13 protein-coding genes are annotated in these 17,035 nt (G+C 34.8%); 5 read left to right on the forward strand and 8 right to left on the reverse strand.

Annotated elements, in window-relative coordinates; all coding sequences use genetic code 11:
* Positions 1-7 precede the first annotated feature (7 nt).
* The 5 genes from DK441_RS12450 to DK441_RS12470 form a co-directional block, all read right to left on the reverse strand.
* Entirely contained in the window at positions 8-400 is a 393-nt protein-coding gene (locus DK441_RS12450; RefSeq protein ID WP_109851016.1) for a DoxX family membrane protein, read from the reverse strand.
* Positions 401-499: 99 nt separating this feature from the next.
* Complete coding sequence (locus DK441_RS12455) at positions 500-1,606, reverse strand: glycoside hydrolase family 3 N-terminal domain-containing protein (RefSeq protein WP_109851017.1); 1,107 nt, start codon at positions 1,604-1,606, stop codon at positions 500-502.
* A 32-nt stretch (positions 1,607-1,638) separates the two neighbouring features.
* Positions 1,639-2,490 (reverse strand): sulfurtransferase, encoded by an 852-nt coding sequence (locus DK441_RS12460; protein WP_235015759.1) that lies wholly within the window; start codon positions 2,488-2,490, stop codon positions 1,639-1,641.
* A gap of 20 nt (positions 2,491-2,510) precedes the next feature.
* On the reverse strand, positions 2,511-2,966 hold the full coding sequence (locus DK441_RS12465; RefSeq protein ID WP_109851018.1) for a nuclear transport factor 2 family protein: 456 nt from the start codon (positions 2,964-2,966) through the stop codon (positions 2,511-2,513).
* A gap of 39 nt (positions 2,967-3,005) precedes the next feature.
* On the reverse strand, positions 3,006-4,001 hold the full coding sequence (locus tag DK441_RS12470; RefSeq protein ID WP_109851019.1) for an NAD(P)H-dependent glycerol-3-phosphate dehydrogenase: 996 nt from the start codon (positions 3,999-4,001) through the stop codon (positions 3,006-3,008).
* A 123-nt stretch (positions 4,002-4,124) separates the two neighbouring features.
* Here DK441_RS12470 and DK441_RS12475 point away from each other — a divergent pair, with 123 nt between their 5' ends.
* Positions 4,125-5,048, forward strand: coding sequence for a nicotinic acid mononucleotide adenyltransferase (locus DK441_RS12475; protein WP_109851020.1), 924 nt, complete (start codon positions 4,125-4,127; stop codon positions 5,046-5,048).
* Positions 5,049-5,286: 238 nt separating this feature from the next.
* Here the strand turns inward: DK441_RS12475 and DK441_RS12480 are convergent, their stop codons facing one another.
* Positions 5,287-7,752, reverse strand: a complete 2,466-nt coding sequence (locus DK441_RS12480; RefSeq protein ID WP_109851021.1) for a T9SS type A sorting domain-containing protein — start codon at positions 7,750-7,752, stop codon at positions 5,287-5,289.
* 290 nt (positions 7,753-8,042) lie between these two features.
* Here DK441_RS12480 and DK441_RS12485 point away from each other — a divergent pair, with 290 nt between their 5' ends.
* The 4 genes from DK441_RS12485 to DK441_RS12500 all read left to right on the forward strand — a co-directional run bounded on the left by DK441_RS12485 (position 8,043) and on the right by DK441_RS12500 (position 14,460).
* On the forward strand, positions 8,043-9,596 hold the full coding sequence (locus DK441_RS12485) for an aldehyde dehydrogenase family protein (RefSeq protein ID WP_109851022.1): 1,554 nt from the start codon (positions 8,043-8,045) through the stop codon (positions 9,594-9,596).
* A gap of 194 nt (positions 9,597-9,790) precedes the next feature.
* Positions 9,791-10,159 carry a carboxypeptidase-like regulatory domain-containing protein gene (locus tag DK441_RS12490; RefSeq protein WP_109851023.1) on the forward strand — a complete coding sequence of 123 codons (369 nt, stop codon included), beginning with the start codon at positions 9,791-9,793 and terminating at the stop codon, positions 10,157-10,159.
* An 86-nt stretch (positions 10,160-10,245) separates the two neighbouring features.
* Positions 10,246-13,935 (forward strand): T9SS type A sorting domain-containing protein, encoded by a 3,690-nt coding sequence (locus DK441_RS12495; RefSeq protein WP_109851024.1) that lies wholly within the window; start codon positions 10,246-10,248, stop codon positions 13,933-13,935.
* Positions 13,936-13,998: 63 nt separating this feature from the next.
* Positions 13,999-14,460: a hypothetical protein gene (locus DK441_RS12500; protein ID WP_109851025.1), complete on the forward strand. Its 462-nt coding sequence runs from the start codon at positions 13,999-14,001 to the stop codon at positions 14,458-14,460.
* A gap of 125 nt (positions 14,461-14,585) precedes the next feature.
* On the opposite strand, the gene DK441_RS12505 is transcribed toward DK441_RS12500, so the two are convergent.
* Positions 14,586-15,689: a DNA helicase PriA gene (locus DK441_RS12505; protein WP_109851026.1), complete on the reverse strand. Its 1,104-nt coding sequence runs from the start codon at positions 15,687-15,689 to the stop codon at positions 14,586-14,588.
* A gap of 104 nt (positions 15,690-15,793) precedes the next feature.
* Positions 15,794-16,930: an SPFH domain-containing protein gene (locus tag DK441_RS12510; protein ID WP_109853508.1), complete on the reverse strand. Its 1,137-nt coding sequence runs from the start codon at positions 16,928-16,930 to the stop codon at positions 15,794-15,796.
* Positions 16,931-17,035 lie beyond the last annotated feature (105 nt).

The following is a 17,035-nucleotide window of genomic DNA, read 5'->3' on the forward strand; positions in this document are numbered from 1 at the left end:
TTCATAATCATAGTTGTGAATTTTTGCTTTTCCGGATCCCATTGGGATACATTATAGTTACCAGTACACAAATTAGCAAAAAATTATATTCTATTCCGTTTCTTCCATCTCCTACGACATACCAACCTTCTTTGAGATGAACTAAAAAAATACCTGTGGTGAGTATTAGAATAGTTACTAATGAAGCCCATTTGAGATATTTATTCAATATAAAAAGGATAGCACATACAACATGTGATAATTTGATAGTCCAGGCTATGTATACCCCAAAAGGAGAAAACCCAATCTGATTTAAAAACAAATTACCAAAATTGTTAATACCATTGTCGAACATACCCGGTATACTATGTGTTAAAAGAATAATTGCTACTGCAAGGCGAAGAATAAATATGGGATTCATTGTTTTTTGTTTAATGTTCACTAATAAATATCCCAAAGTATATGATTTGCTGATCAGTAATGATTGGGAGTATACTTTCTATTCACTATAAATCACCAACTATTTAATAACCCCGGCGCATACTTTTAATCGTAAGATTTTCTTTACCGATTGCATTACCTGTTTTTTATAGGCTGGATCGGTTTTCATTTCGGCCAAGATAGCATTTATTGTTTTTATTTCGTTTTGTGGCATTAGGATCAGGTCACAACCAGCTTTAGAAGCGAGTAGGGGAGCATTGTCTAAAATCGTAACTGCCTTCATGATATTAAGTGCATCAGATATAATAATACCTCTAAAACCCATTTTTTCTTTTAATAGCCCAGTAACAATTTTTCGTGAACAACTAGAAGGTAATCCATCGGTGTTATACTCCTCATTGTTTTTAATAGTGATGTGGGCAACCATGATAGAGAGCACACCATCTTCGATAATTTTTTTATAATTATCTACTTCCTGTAAAGGGCCATCTATGTATACACTTTGTTTGTGGGTATCTCCTTTTACAAGACCATGACCGGGAAAATGTTTTGCTGTTGCTATGATCCCACTTTCTTGAGAACATTTTATAAATTGATTCGCGAGGCGAACTACATCTTCTTTATTATTTCCATAACTTCTGGATTTAATAGCTTCATTACTAGAACTTACATCCAGTACAGGAGCATAGTTGTGGTGTACACCAATATCTCTAAGTTCCTGATTGATAATATTAACTACAGAGTCTGATTGCGCTTCATTTTTGATATCAATAGTTTTACCTACTTTACGGGCTCCTTTAATTCTACTAGAGAATAAACTAGGTTCGGCATCCATGCTAAACAGAAGTGGGATGGTCTTATTTTTTGCAGTAATAGTATTAAGTGCGTTGATATCTTCGGTATGTTTATGTTTATGTCCTTTTAAATAAACTACACCTCCAATAGCATTTTGCATAGCCAATTTACGAACTGTTGCTGTGGGTTTGCCTATTTCTCCACCAGAAGTGATAATCATTTGGGCGACCTTTTGTCGATCGCTTAATGTATTAAAAATAGAATCTACTGTATATTCTAATTCAGAAGTATAGGTATAAAAATCTTGTAAGCTAAATTTTGGAGCTTTTTGAGCATAACAATTAGCCGATAACAAAGCGATGCAAAAAATCAATCGAAAAAAACAATTCATATAATATAATTAAGCAGATATTTTATTTGTATTTAACATTGAATAGGAGCTCCATCCAACTGCCCCCATTCACTCCATGATCCATCATATACAGATACATTATGATATCCTGCCAACTCTGCGGCAAGCATAATAATACATGCAGTAATGCCGGATCCACATGTAAAGATCAGTTTTTTGTCTTCAATATTAAAATACTGTAGAATTTTTTGCAATTCTGTCGTAGATCGCATTTTACCATCATCAAGTACTTCTGTATAATGCAAATTCATTGAATTTGGAATATGCCCCCCTTTAAGGCTTTCTCTGGGTTCGGGCTCTGATGCAGTAAATCTACCGGGAGAACGGGCATCCAGTATTAGAGAACTTTCAGAATTCATTTCTATACGTACCGTTTTAGCATTGGTAACTAATTGGGGAGTGTAATTGGCTTTAAAATTTCCATGGTTGTATTCTTGTGGGCTGGTATCCTCAGTTTCGCAAGGTTGCTCAGCTTTTTGCCATGCCGGGAAACCACCATCTAATATGGCAACGTTTTGATGCCCCATGGTTGTAAACATCCATCTTGCTCTTGGACTAGAGTAGATCCCTAATGTATCATAGATCACTATGGTATGATGAGAACTAATACCAAGTGTTTTACAAGCTTCTGAGAAAGCTTCTGCAGAAGGAAGCATATTAGGAATATCGATAGTTGTATCAGAAAAAACATTTTTAATATCAAAAAACCGAGCTCCTTTAATCTTTAGGTTCGATTTTTTTGGCTTGTCTTGAGAAGTTACTTTTTTAATTGTAGCATCCAGAATCACCAAATCTGGATGATCTAAATACTTAGAAAGCCAGTTTACCGATACAATGGGTTGTGTGATTTGTAATGTGTTCATATTAGGTTAAGGTATCAAAATCAAGAGGCCATAAATTTATCGAGCATTTTATTGGTTTTCAGGATTAGCTTTTTCTTAAAAAAACCGGTTCCACCAAGCAAAGCGCCTTTCCATCCAATAGCTTGAGAAGCCCATCTATGCAAGTTAAAATCATCTGTGTGTTTTATGATTTTACCATCTTTAAATTCGAATTGAGCATCGATTTTATTATGAACTGATCGTCCTGTTTTACTGAAAGAGTACCAGGCCTCCCAATGTGCTGATCCATTTTGATCATTGGCTTCAACTTGTGAAAACTCTACTCTAAAATTTCTTGCATTTTTACATAGCATACGCCACATACCCTTTGCACGATTGCCTTTTAGTTTTCCAAAACCAGGATCTTCAAAAACCACATCATCATGATAACATGATATCATAGTTTCTGCATCGAGATTGCTTAATCCGGTATAAAACGTTTCGATAAGCTTCTTCATAAGATGTATAAATAATCAGAGGCATGAAGATAAGAATAATTAGTCTAGCTTATCTGTTAGTTTCTTAAATACTTTTTTCGGATTTTTATTTTCGTATAATACAGCATGTACAGCATCAATAATAGGCGTTCTAGCAGCTTTTGTAGCGTCGAGTTCATACGCGGTCTTTGCAGCATAATATCCTTCTGCAATCATACTCATTTCCATCTGAGCGCTTTTTACCGTGTACCCTTTACCGATCATATTACCAAACATTCGATTACGAGAGAAAATAGAATACCCGGTAACCAATAAATCACCCAAATAGGCAGAATCATTAATGTTACGTTTCATTTTATGTACTTTTTTAATAAAACGTTTCATTTCACGAATGGCATTACTCATAAGAACACTTTGAAAATTGTCACCATATCCAAGACCATGCGCAATACCTGCAGCTACAGAATAGATGTTCTTGAGTACTGCAGCATATTCGGTACCGATAATGTCATCGCTGATTTTACATTTAATATAATCACTACTTAAATGATTTGCCATTATTTTGGCTTTTTCTTCATCATTAGAAGCAATAGTAAGATATGATAATCGTTCTAGCGCAACCTCTTCTGCATGACATGGCCCGGTAATCACCCCGATATTATTAAAAGGAATGTTATACTCGTCATGAAAATGCTCTCCTACAATAAGCCCTGTCTCTGGAACGATACCTTTTATAGCCGAAAAAATAATCTTGTCTTTTAAGGATATAGTAAGTTTATTAAGTTCGCTATGTAGAAAAGCAGATGGGATAACAAAAATCAAGTAGTCTGCATAGGCAACAGCTTCGTTTATATCATTAGTGAGTTTAAGTTGTTCAACTTTAAATTCGACCGAACTTAAATAATTAGGATTATGTTGTTGTTTTTTAAGATGCTCTAAAGCATAAGTACTTCGCATATACCATCCGACTTCATTTAGGTTTTCTGTAAGCATTTTTACAATGGCAGTTGCCCAACTACCACCTCCCAGTACTGCAAATTTTAGATTTTTTTCCATAAATAATATTGTGGGTTCAAAAATAGGAAAAATACAATTCAAAATAAATACTTGATAATCAGTTTATTATAATTTTGGCACGTGTTTTGGTTCTCAATTAATGAAATTGAAAATACACAGCATATGAAAACGCTAAAATTACTTTCGGTTATTTTTTTAGGTTCAATACTATTAACTTCTTGTGTAGCAGAGGTTGTTATCGAAGAAGACGTTTATGTAGAAGAACCAAGAATTACTTTAAACGAATTATTGAATACCTATGAGATCTGGTATGTAGATATCGAACGCACAAAGGGTAATGGTGAGATTCCGTTTTTACAAAAAGCGTTTACAGTTTCTTTCCGAAACGGAACATTTTATGCCAATAATAATCTAGTGGGTATGGGAAGTAATGGAGACGGCTATGGATTAGATGTTGGTTTCTATGATACTTTTAGAATGGATTTGGGTATTAGTCATGATATTGATGGTACATATGAATTAATAATTACTCAATTGTCAGATAATCAGATAGAAGTGTATGATAGGGTAACGAATACCAGCTACTTCTTGGTTGGATACCAACGTAGTAATTTTGATTATGATCAGGTATTTTATGATAATATTCATTATTTCCTGCAGGAGTATGAAACCTGGGAAAAAGTCTTTACCAGTGAGTTTGGGGTATTGAATGAGTTTGATAACGAAAACTATTTGAAATTCTCATATTTTGGATCTGGAGAAAATTTTAAAAGCTCTCGAGATGAAAATGGAATTCATATTGATGATATCTTTTATGATTATACGGGTCATTATGAGGTTAATGATATCGTTAACATTTTTGATAGGAAAACTTTAACACTTGATTACGATTATCTGGGCAATGAATTCTTTGAGTTGTCCGTTATAAATGATAGTAAAATAGAATTGTTTCATCCTATCTCAGAAACAGTGTACCAGTTTGTAGGTAGAGGACATATACAATTTAAGAGTTCTGAGAAAGGAAAACCAACTCAGAATGAAAAGAAAAGAATAAAAAAAGCTGATTTTATAAAGCTTTCAAAATAAAAGTAAGGTAGCACTTAAACAATATTAACTTTTTGGTTGGTTATTTAGTTGGGAATCGCTCTACAAGGGAAATCTTGTTTGAGCGATTTCTTTTTTAACTTAATTTTTAAAAGCTAAAAAGAGATTCAAAATATTATGAATATAAATGCAATCCCACTCTAGAGCGGGATTGCCTTAATAATTTTTAGCTTAGAGTTTAGTCTTTTTTCTAAGCCAACAGTAGATAATTAGATGTAAATTATCTTTTAAAGATCTTCTTCACAGTAGTTTTTCCATCTATAGTAAGTCTCAAAAAGTAAATTCCTTTTTTGAGAGATTCTATGTTTACTTGTTTTACGTGATTTCCTTTATCATAAAGATTTTTATGATTCGAAATGAGTACGTTCCCTTCAAAATCTCGTATTGAAACAGAAACATCAGTATTTGATTTTGTTGCTGTAAAGCTAATGTTTAAGAATTTATTTGATGGGTTAGGAAATATAGATAATGAAATATTATCAGTAATTATATCTTGTCTTGGATTTTTCTTTTTATCCTGATATACGATATCAAAACGTTCTCCTCCTATAATTCCTCTTTCATTTTTTTGAACTACATCAAATATAAAAGGTCTTCTAAAAGGTTTGTTATCATTTAACTTAAATTGCATCTGCATAGAAAAAGATTCTCCTGGTTTTAGATAGATTCCTTTCATAACTGCTTTAGAATCATAAATCTGTACAGTGTTTTTGTCAATAATTTTAATTCCTTCTCCTTCTTTTTGCCATCTTTCGAATAGTTCTGGATCCATGGTCGCAATTACGGTTCCATTTCTCAGGAAAGGATTTTCGGTTGAAGTACCATAATTTCCATCCATAAAATACAAGTCAATAACATCTTCTTTTTCCCTAAAAATATTTCTGATATAGACATTTGTATAGTTAATATTATTAGAAGGATTTACATCATAAACAGAGATGTTTTTCCAGGCGATATTATTATTATTTTTGGTATTACTGTTAACTGAAGCTGTTTCTAGACCTATAGGATCTATCTGAGACTCTACCCTGGCAATTAGACAAAAATGATGTATGTCGTAATCGAAATCATTTGGATTGGGGGGATACCAAGGAATTTCAATAATGGTTTCATCTCCAGGATTGAGTGTAGGGATATTTAAAGGTATGCTGGTAATTTCATCTCCATGCAATACATAGGAACCACTGGGTGTAAAATCATAATAATTGGACCAATGTGTTGGCCAGGATAATCCCGTGGAAGCTTTAGAAAAATATACCCTTAATTTGCCATCAGAAATTGGAGCACATCCTCTGTTTTTAACCCGTACATATACTCCATTAGGACTTGTTGTCTTGTACTCTGGGTTTTCATGAGTTGTACCTCCATCCACATCTTGTCTTACCCAAATATCTCTACTTGTCCACATAGGCCCACTAAAAGTATTAGGTTCAACACCAGAATCGGTTACACTATGATATGGAGCACGATTGTCTTTGATATAAAGATCGCCAGTTCCATTTAATGTGAGTTGATCTCCTAGGTTGATCGGTGTTTCATCAAATTGTGGCGTCTCAGGTTTAGTATCATTAGCTTCTGCATAATCAAATGCTTCACGTTTACTAATTACGCCATCAGAATTTGTATCGGGATTCACTATAGTACCAGAAGGTAATGCTTCATTCATTGCCGAAGTCCAATAATAAACAAATTCATCGGTATTGATAGTAGGGCCTGCCCATGACAATTCATTATGTTTTGCTGCAGTTGCAATTACCCGATTTGGGCCAGATAGATCGTCAATAAATCCACCACTATTACATTGTTCCATAACGATAGAGATTTTCCCGGCATTGACCTTATTTACCTCAATTGCAAATTGATCATCTGTAATTGTTTCTCCCCATAAATATAATAGTGTATCCCATGCCGATGTTCCAGAACCATCTACACCGCCATGGTCTGTAGTAAAAATGAATAATTCATCATCTTCATTTAGGATTCCTGAAAGCGTATTAAAAACAGAAGTGATATTAGCGGTTGTTGCAGAAAACTGAATATCATTGTCCCCATCACCATCTAAATCAGGATTAGAATTGGTTCCGTTAGAAATATCAACCGCAGCATTGGTTCCGTCAGACATTAAGGTATAAATATTTGCTTCGTCATATCCATACTTGTTGATTAAAGTACTGTATACAAAAGAGCAATCATTCCAATACCGAATATGATTATTTCCTTGATTCCATCCTCCACTAATAATAACGGCATATTTATTACTGGATGTTCCACAAGCTATAGTATTTGTTTTTGCAAAATCTAAAAAACGCTCTCTGGTTTCGATATATTTTTTAAAAATCTTCATCTCATGAATTATATCAGGAGGTGTAGTTGCTCTTTTGGTTTCAAACTCACCTGATCGAATATCAAAGAATATATATTTTGCAGGATGCTCCCAGTTTGCATAAGGGTCCTCATCAATAAAAAACAACCAAGACTCAAATTTCGAAGATACTATGGTTTTATTAAAACTTCTGATTTCGTAATTAGGAGGAATTGGTTTTTGTAATCCATATACCCATTGGTTTCGTCCTTCGGGAATAATTTGTTTTTCTACTAGGATTTTGTAGGCTTCTTCTTGCGAAATCTGGGACCATGCCAGAGTAGAACTCAAGAAAATAAAGGTTAAAAGAAATAATTTTTTCATGATGTTATATTTAAAAGTTAGTAACTATAAAAGTTGGATTTTAACATTTAAAATGTAAGAGGTGTTTAACGGTAAAATAATAGGTTAACACCTATAAAGAAGTGAGGTAATACCTCAGGATGAAGAAACGAGAAAATCAATTATTTCTTTTTTGAAAACCAAAAGAGAAAATTTGATTAAATTTAGTCTCATAAATAAAAAAATAACTAAAAACAGTAGTGTCAGAATAGTAAATAATATTTTCATTATAAAAACACAGTATCTTTACCTTTTCAAAAAGTAACTTATACATGGCAACAGCAATATTAGATTTCGGAATTCAGGAAGCACTACAGCAACTGGGTGTTTCTGAACACAATAAAGGAACTTCAACTGGAGCAAACTGGCTCTCTTCAAAAGAAACGATTTCATCATATTCACCTGTAGATGGAGAATTGATAGGTAAAGTAGAAATCACGACAGCAGAAGATTATGAAAAAGTAATACAAACTGCAGCTGAGGCATTCAAAACCTGGAAAATAATGCCGGCTCCGCAACGTGGAGAAATCGTACGACAGTTTGGAGAAGCTTTACGAGAATTAAAAGAGCCTCTTGGGAAATTGGTTTCTTATGAAATGGGAAAATCTTATCAGGAAGGTTTAGGTGAAGTACAAGAGATGATCGATATCTGTGATTTTGCTGTAGGATTATCAAGACAATTGCATGGTTTAACAATGCATTCTGAGCGTCCTGGTCATAGAATGTACGAGCAGTATCATCCACTTGGGGTTGTAGGAATTATCTCTGCATTTAATTTTCCTGTAGCAGTATGGGCCTGGAACACTGCATTAGCATGGATTTGTGGAGATGTATGTGTATGGAAACCTAGTGAGAAAACACCACTTTGCGGAATAGCTTGTCAAAATATTATAGCTAAAGTTTTAAAAGATAATAGTCTGCCAGAAGGAATTTCTTGCTTGATTAATGGAGATTATAAGGTAGGAGAGATGATGACAACAGATAAAAGAGTTCCTTTAATTTCTGCTACAGGTTCTACTAGAATGGGTAAAATTGTAGGAGCGACCGTAGGACAGCGTTTAGGAAAATCACTTTTAGAACTAGGAGGAAACAATGCAATTATCGTTACGCCCGATGCAGATATTAAAATGACTGTGATTGGAGCTGTGTTTGGTGCAGTAGGAACTGCAGGTCAACGTTGTACCTCGACACGCCGATTGATTATACATGAATCTATTTATGATAAAGTAAAAAATGCAGTAGTAGCTGCATATGGACAGTTGAGAATTGGTAATCCTCTGGATGAAAATAACCATGTGGGACCGTTAATAGATACTGATGCAGTAAAAGGTTACCAAAATGCATTACAAAAAGTAGTAGAAGAAGGAGGAAATATAGTGGTAGAAGGAGCTGTGCTTTCTGGAGAAGGTTATGAAAGTGGATGCTATGTAAAACCTGCTATTGCAGAAGCTGACAATTCGTTTGAAATTGTACAACACGAAACATTTGCACCAGTATTATATTTATTAAAGTATAGTGGTGATGTAGAAAATGCTATCGAAACTCAAAACGGAGTAGCGCAAGGATTATCCTCTGCAATTATGACCAATAATTTACGTGAAGCAGAACGTTTTCTATCTCATGCAGGGTCTGATTGCGGGATTGCTAATGTAAATATAGGAACCTCTGGTGCCGAGATTGGTGGTGCTTTTGGAGGAGAAAAAGAAACAGGTGGTGGTCGCGAATCGGGATCAGATGCATGGAAAGTCTATATGCGACGTCAAACGAATACAATAAATTATACTACAGAATTGCCATTGGCTCAAGGAATCAAATTCGATTTATAGTCAGATAATTTTGTAAATAAATAATAGAAGAAGCATCCCATGTCGGGATGCTTTTTTTATTAAATGTTGTACTAATATGTAACTTTTTCGGTTTATATATGTAATAAATACTGTATAGAGGATGTTAAAAAACGCAACCATAGCTTTTTAGATGCATCTTATATACAAGTAATAACTTATAAAGTTTAATATACATGAAAAAAGTTTTTTTACTTTTATTAATACTCTGTGGGGCTTGTAATGATGACGATAAGACAGAAGATCCGGTTTTGTGTACACTAGAGGCCAGACCAGGTTTAGAAGTAACGATTAAAGATACTACCGATGCGACGTTTTTGGTAGAAGGTATTACCGTAGTAGCGACAGATAATGAGTATAAAGAAACACTAGAGAATATATCAGGGACTACTATTTTTGTTGGAGCTTATGAACGCACTGGTACTTATGTGATTACGGTGAGCAAAACAGGTTACACAACAATTACGAGTGATCCAATTATAGTAACAGAAGATATATGTCATGTAATTACCGAAAGTTTAGAGGTTTTATTAGAGAAAAAGTAAAAAAATCGTAAATTTCCATAAGATTTAAGAAAAAAATTCAAAAATTTAAGCTAGTTTTGAAAAAATCACTCACAAATCAGCTTAAAATGAAAACACTTTTATTTTATCTCAAACGTTCCGTTTGGGCGGTTTCTCTTGTGGGAACCATTACTTCAGTAAATGCGCAACAGCTTAAAAATCAGGCAGATCAACAGGAGAAACCTGGCGGTCATTCACTTTACAAACAGTCTAAAATTTACGATAGTAAATATGGATCTAAGTCTGATGTAAAAAAAGTTGGTGATAAAGCATTAGAAAGAATGAAGTGGGAATTTGAAAGACTCAAAGACCCGAACACTAATGAAATTCCTTTCGGAATTAGAGACAAAGAGGTTAACTTCTCTAGTAAGATTTCAGAAGGAAATGATTCGAAACAATCAATTAGCAATGCTGCAAAATCTTCAAAAGCCGGTCGTTTTTCGTATTGGAAAAACAGAGGCCCTTACAATGTAGGGGGAAGAACAAGAGCCCTGGCTATCGATCGTACAAACGAGAATGTAATTCTTGCCGGAGGGGTTTCGGGAGGATTATGGCGCTCTACTAATGGTGGAGAGTCCTGGAGAAAAGTAACGTCTCGTAGACAATCACCAAGTATTACTTGTATTGTACAAGATCCCAGACCTGGTAAACATAATACATGGTATTATGGATCAGGAGAACGTTTTGGTAATTCTGCAGGAGCAGGAGGAGCCTTTTTTCAAGGAACCGGAGTTTATAAATCTACCAATGGTGGAAGAACCTGGAGACTACTTAAGGCTACCAACGATAATGACGTAAGAGCATTCTCTCCTTTTGATTTGATTAATTCTATCGTGATTAATCCAATTAATGGAGATATTTTTGTAGGTACTTTTAATGGTGTGCACAAATCTAAAGATGGTGGAAAATCATTTGAAGAAGTATTAGCAGGTGGTTTTGATAATACTGCAGAAGTTGCCGTTACAAGTACAGGTCAAATCTATGCAACTATCGATTCTGGAGGAGACCCTAATAATGGATATTTTACATCTACAGATGGTGATGTTGATACCTGGACAGAAATATCACCAGAGCTTTTACCAGCAGATTATGGTAGAAGTGTTATGGGGATAGATCCTTCTAATGAAAACATTGTATATTTCTTTACACAGAACTTAAGTGCAGGTGGGCCAGCATTTTTATTTAAATACGATGCTGCTGCAGCTACACCAGAAGAAACCTGGACAGATTTAAGTACTAATCTACCTACCGCAATTGGTGGATCAGTAGGAAATTTAAATCTTCAGGGGGGATATAATATGATTGTTAAGGTTAGTCCGGCAGATCCTAATTTAATGTTTGTAGGAGGAACTAACATATACAGATCTACAACTGGATTTACAACTCCGGCAGGACAAGCAAGTTGGATTGCAGGATATTCTCCTCTAAACAATGTAAGTGTATATCCAGATCAACACCCTGATCAGCATGAATTACTTTTTTATCCATCTAACCCTAACAAAGTATTATCTGGTAATGATGGAGGTGTATTTGTAACCGAAGATGTTACTACTTCTACATCTGCTGCAGAACCTGTAGATTGGATTTCTTTAAATAATGGATATGTAACAACACAGCCATATCATGTATCTTTTGATCCAGAACCAAATAGTGATGATTTGCTAGCTGGTTTTCAGGATAACGGTACCTGGTTTACATCTTCTACAAGCCCTACAGAGCCATGGATAGAAGATTTTGGAGGCGATGGTGCTTATAGTGCAATTGCAGATAATGGAAGAACAAGATACGTATCTTCACAAAGAGGAAATGTATATAGATTTAATTTTGATGAAGCTGGGGAATTTCAGTCATGGACAAGAGTAAGACCAGCAGGAGCTAACAACCTTGCTTTTATTACACCATTTATTCTGGATCCAAATAATGATAACATTATGTATTTACCTGCGGGTAATAGAATTTGGAGAAATAATGATCTGGATGAAATCCCTCTTTTCTCGAATGCTTTTGCAACGGTAAACTGGGTAGATCTTCCTAATACTGATACTCCGGCAGGAACTTCAATATCTTCTTTAGATGTTTCTAAATATCCAGTTGCAAATAGATTATATTATGGTACTAATACAGGAGGGATCTATAGAATGGATAATGCTAATCTTGATGGTCAGGAAGTAGTAGATATTTCTACAGGAAAAGGATTACCAGAAGGATTTGTAAACGATATTAATGTAGACCCTTCTGATTCTGATAGAGTAATTGTTACTTTTTCAAATTATAGAGTAATAAGTGTATTCTTAACGACCGATGGAGGAGATACCTGGACAAATATTAGTGGTAATTTAGAAGAAAATGCTGATGGATCAGGAAATGGACCATCTGTAAGAAGTACGGCATTCTTAGGAAGTAGTCAAGGATTCTTTGGTGCTAGATTACAAAAAGTATATGCAGCAACAAGTACAGGATTATACTATACAAATAGATTAAATGGAGAAAGAACCCGTTGGATTAAAGAACCTTTTGCTATTGGTAATGCTGTAACCGATGAGGTAAAAACTCGTAAAGATGGATTTATCGCAGTAGCTGCACACGGTAGTGGGTTGTACAGTGCAAGATTCCCGGTATTTAATGAATTACCAGAATCTTCATTAAGTGTTGCTTATTTACTAGATGATCTTCTTGTAGCAGAAAATAGTGAAGATGTAGAAGTGGATGTAACAGATTTATTTGTTCACTCTAACGGAAATGCAATAGATATAGAATTTACGAATTCTAATCCAGAATTAGTGACAGCTACATTAGAAGGAAATACGATTACATTGTCTTTTGCACCAGATAGTTTAGGTAAAGCGACAATTGGTCTTATAGCTACCTCTGGAGATGAGCAAGTTGCAGAAGGATTTACAGTATCTGTTACAGAACTTGCAATTTATGAGCAAATAGAAGGCGCTACATCATCATTGGCATCTCAATTCTTTGTAGATTTTGGTGGTCTGGCGCAATCTGCAGATGACTTCATTATTCCGGCAGGAAATACATGGACGTTAGAGAGAATTGTAGCTTTTGGCGGGGCTAATAACTCACCAGCATTAACTAATGCTACTGTTGTAATATATAGTGATAATGCAGGGGTTCCTGGTGATGAGGTTTATAATAGTGGAGCGATTACTCCAATTTCAGATCCTACTGATACAAACTTAAACTTAATGCTTCCTGAAGGAGTAATATTAGAAAGTGGTAACTATTGGTTGTCAGTTTATGCTAACTTAGCTTTTAATCCAGATTCAACACAATGGTTCTGGTCTTCACAAAATGGAGGAATTGGTCAGGAGCCACATTTTAAAGATAATTTAGACTTATTTGGTACAGGAGCTACAGATTGGACACCAGTTTCGGTTGCATTTGGTAGAGATCCTCTTGATCAGGTATTCCAGATTTATGGAATGGTAGATGACGGTGGTGCAGGTGAGCCTCAAACTTCGGTAGATCCTTTGGCTGTAATAGAAGTGTCAAAAAACACTACAGCTTCACCAAATCCATCTAACGGGATGTTCTCATTTAATTTTAAAGATACAGCATTAAAATCTAATGGAAATACTTCTAGATCAATCGAGATCTTCGATTCTATGGGTAATAGGTTGTTTTCAAATAGTAATGTTGGTGATAATACAACCTGGGATGCTTCAAATGCAAGATCTGGTTTGTATTTCGCAAGAATTACAGAAAATGGAAATCAAAGTACTCTTAAACTTATTAAAAAATAAGTTGCAATAGTGATAAACTTAAAAGGAGTTGAAATTTTCAACTCCTTTTTTTATTTTTATAGAATGGATAAAATACTATATATATTAATAGTAGTTGGTTTATTTTCTTGCAAATCAAATAGTATTGCCCAGGAAAAGGAAACCGAAAAAATAAAGCCAAAACCTAAAGTAGAAAAACCGAAGTTTAGCGATCTTCAGGATGATACAATTGATCCTAATACCGTGCACTTGATTGCAGTAATACAAGGTGTAACTAGGAATACATCTATCTGTGAAAAGAGTTTTAAAACAGCTACTACGGTAAAAGTGAAACAGATTATAAATTCTGGTTCAGGTATTACAAATATGATTTCTCCAGGGCAGGAGATTACTTTTGGTTTTATGAACTCACCAGCAAATGATTTTGATACGCTAAAACAACGAATACCTAAGGATAAGGAGGTTTCTTTTAAAATTAGAGAAAACCTATGCCCCGATATGAGTAAGACAGTCTATGAGGTTATTGGCTTTACAACTAAGGATTAGAAACTCTGGCTTTGCGATAGCGCTATTTTAGAAAAACAATAATAAAAAAGGAGACTGGTTTTTAACCAGTCTCCTTTTTTATGAATTAAATTTTACGGTCACTAATTTTTCTTTTGCAGATAAAACTATTGCTCGGCAAACCACACAATTATTGCAATAATAATGAGTATAAACAGTACAAAGAAGAATATCTTCCAGAAAGAGTAAGGTCTGTTTCCAGAAATAGCTCCTGTTTGACCATTGATAAAGAAATTATACTTTTTACCATTAAATCGGTAGGCACTAATATATACCGGAAGCAGAATATGTTTAAAGGTCTCTTCGCTTAAGCTCATATCTATATGGTGTACTCTTTGGGTATCCCCACCTATATCACGTCTGGCCCAGGATGTAGCAATACGTTCGGCTTCTTTGGTAGATGCTAAATGACCATCTTTTAATGGAATTGTATATTTTTCGGTAACAAATCCTGCCAAAAAATTAGTATTAAAAGGTGAAAGAGCATCCAGATTCCAATTTGATATTTTTCTTGGTACCGGATTTTTATTTTGGTGTGATGCTTTGATTAAAGTATCATCAACAAAACCATTTACATTTCCGCTTGCCGGAGACCATCTTGTTCTACGTTCTTGTCGGGTTCTGGTAACAGATTTACCATTTACCGTTGTTGTATACGGAACACTAACATAATAATAGTCTCCACGTTGTCCTGTATAGTTCGCATACAATTGAGCATCAAAGGTCCAGTACGGTAAATAGAGGCCTTTGGTGTTTTGAGGATCTAATGCTGCTTTTTTAAGATTATTAGGGGCGAACCATAGCCCTTTTACCCATTTTGAAAATATCTGATGTGATTTCTTCTGATCAAATTGAAAAGGAAGAACTGCTCCAGGTAATATCCAGTCTTCTTTATATGCATCTTCTATAATCAAAGGCATGGTGCAATACACGCAATGCAAAGATTTGTAGTTTTCTTCGATATGTTGATTTGCACCACAATTTTTGCAATGCAGCATCATGATTTCTTCAGAATGCGATTGAGAACCCATTTCTTCGAGATAGGGTTTAAGCTCTAACTCTTGAAATCCATTTTGATCATTTATAATCGTTTCATGATGTCCACAATACTCGCAAGTAACCTCAGTTGTTCCAGGTTTGTATTTTAATTCTGCACCACAATTAGTACAGGATTTTTTACGTTCTGAAACTGCTTTTTTTTCTTCTTCCATTTAGGAACTAATAATACTGGATGTTATATAGAATAGTTCCTTCTCCCATATGGGAGAAGGTTATGTCCTATCCCAAAATTAATTTTGGGATGTGTTTTTGTTTTTTAATTCCCGGGTAAGGGAGGAGGAGTGCTTCCGCCTAGAAAAGATTTTAGCTCTTCTACATCTTTTAATGCGACCCAGCTATCCATTCCTTGTTTCCATACCAAAGAATCTTTATTTATGGTTCTATTGGCAAATAGTGCTTTTAATTGTTCAAAGGATGCGGGTCCTGCCTGTTGTCCGTTTTGAGCATAAAAATACTGTACTTGCACTGGCATTGGTGGTGGAGCCACTGGAGTAGTTTGTTGAGGTTGTATTTGTTGTTGTCCTCCCATTGGGTTCATCATACCTCCCATTTGCTGAGCCAGAACAAATCCCATTCCCATTCCCATTCCAGCTCCTGCTGTACCTCCTTCATTGGCTGCGGCAGCTTCAATAGCTTTTGCGGTCTTAAATTTGGTTAATTTGTCTAGATCAAGCTTATCAATTCTACTATATTCAAATATTTCTTTTTTCAACTCTTCTGGCATAGAAACATTCTCGATAAAGAATTTTTCCAGAGAAATACCCACAGCGTTAAATTCGGGTTGCATTACCTCAAGACAGGTGTCAGATAATTCTGTAGTATTAGCGGCATATAGCTCGATAGGTAAATTAGCTTCACCAACGGTATCTGTAAATCGTGTAGAGATTAAGCTTTTAAGATGCTCATTAATCTCGAAATTAGTAAAATTGGCATCTGTTCCTACAATATCAATGACAAATTTACCGGCATCATTAATCTTAAATGCATAGGTTCCAAAAGCACGAATTTCTACAAGCCCAAAACGATCATCGTTCAAGGTAATCGGGTTTTTGGTCCCCCATTTTTCATCAGTAAATAAATGTGTATTTACAAAATATACTTCGGCTTTAAAAGGACTATTAAATCCATATTTCCAACCTTTTAGTGTCGTTAAAATAGGTAGATTTTGTGTGTTTAAGGTATATGTTCCGGGAGTGAATACATCTGCTAGTTGTCCTTCATTAATAAAAACTGCAGTTTGCCCTTCCCTTACAATAAGCTTCGCTTCATTTTTAATTTCATTTTGATATCGTTCAAACCGATGCACAATAGTGTCATCGGTATAGTCTAACCATTCTATGATATCTATAAATTCGTGGCTAAGTTTTTTCTTTATTTCGTCAAAAATTCCCATTGATGAGTTGATTTTAAATTTGTGTTCTAAAGCTACAAAATTGAAAGGTTGATGAAAAATTTTTTTCAGCCAATCTGAAGTAGACAGCATATAAATAGGAATCTG

The sequence above is a fragment of the Aquimarina sp. AU58 genome (genome assembly GCF_900312745.1).
Taxonomy (GTDB): domain Bacteria; phylum Bacteroidota; class Bacteroidia; order Flavobacteriales; family Flavobacteriaceae; genus Aquimarina; species Aquimarina spinulae.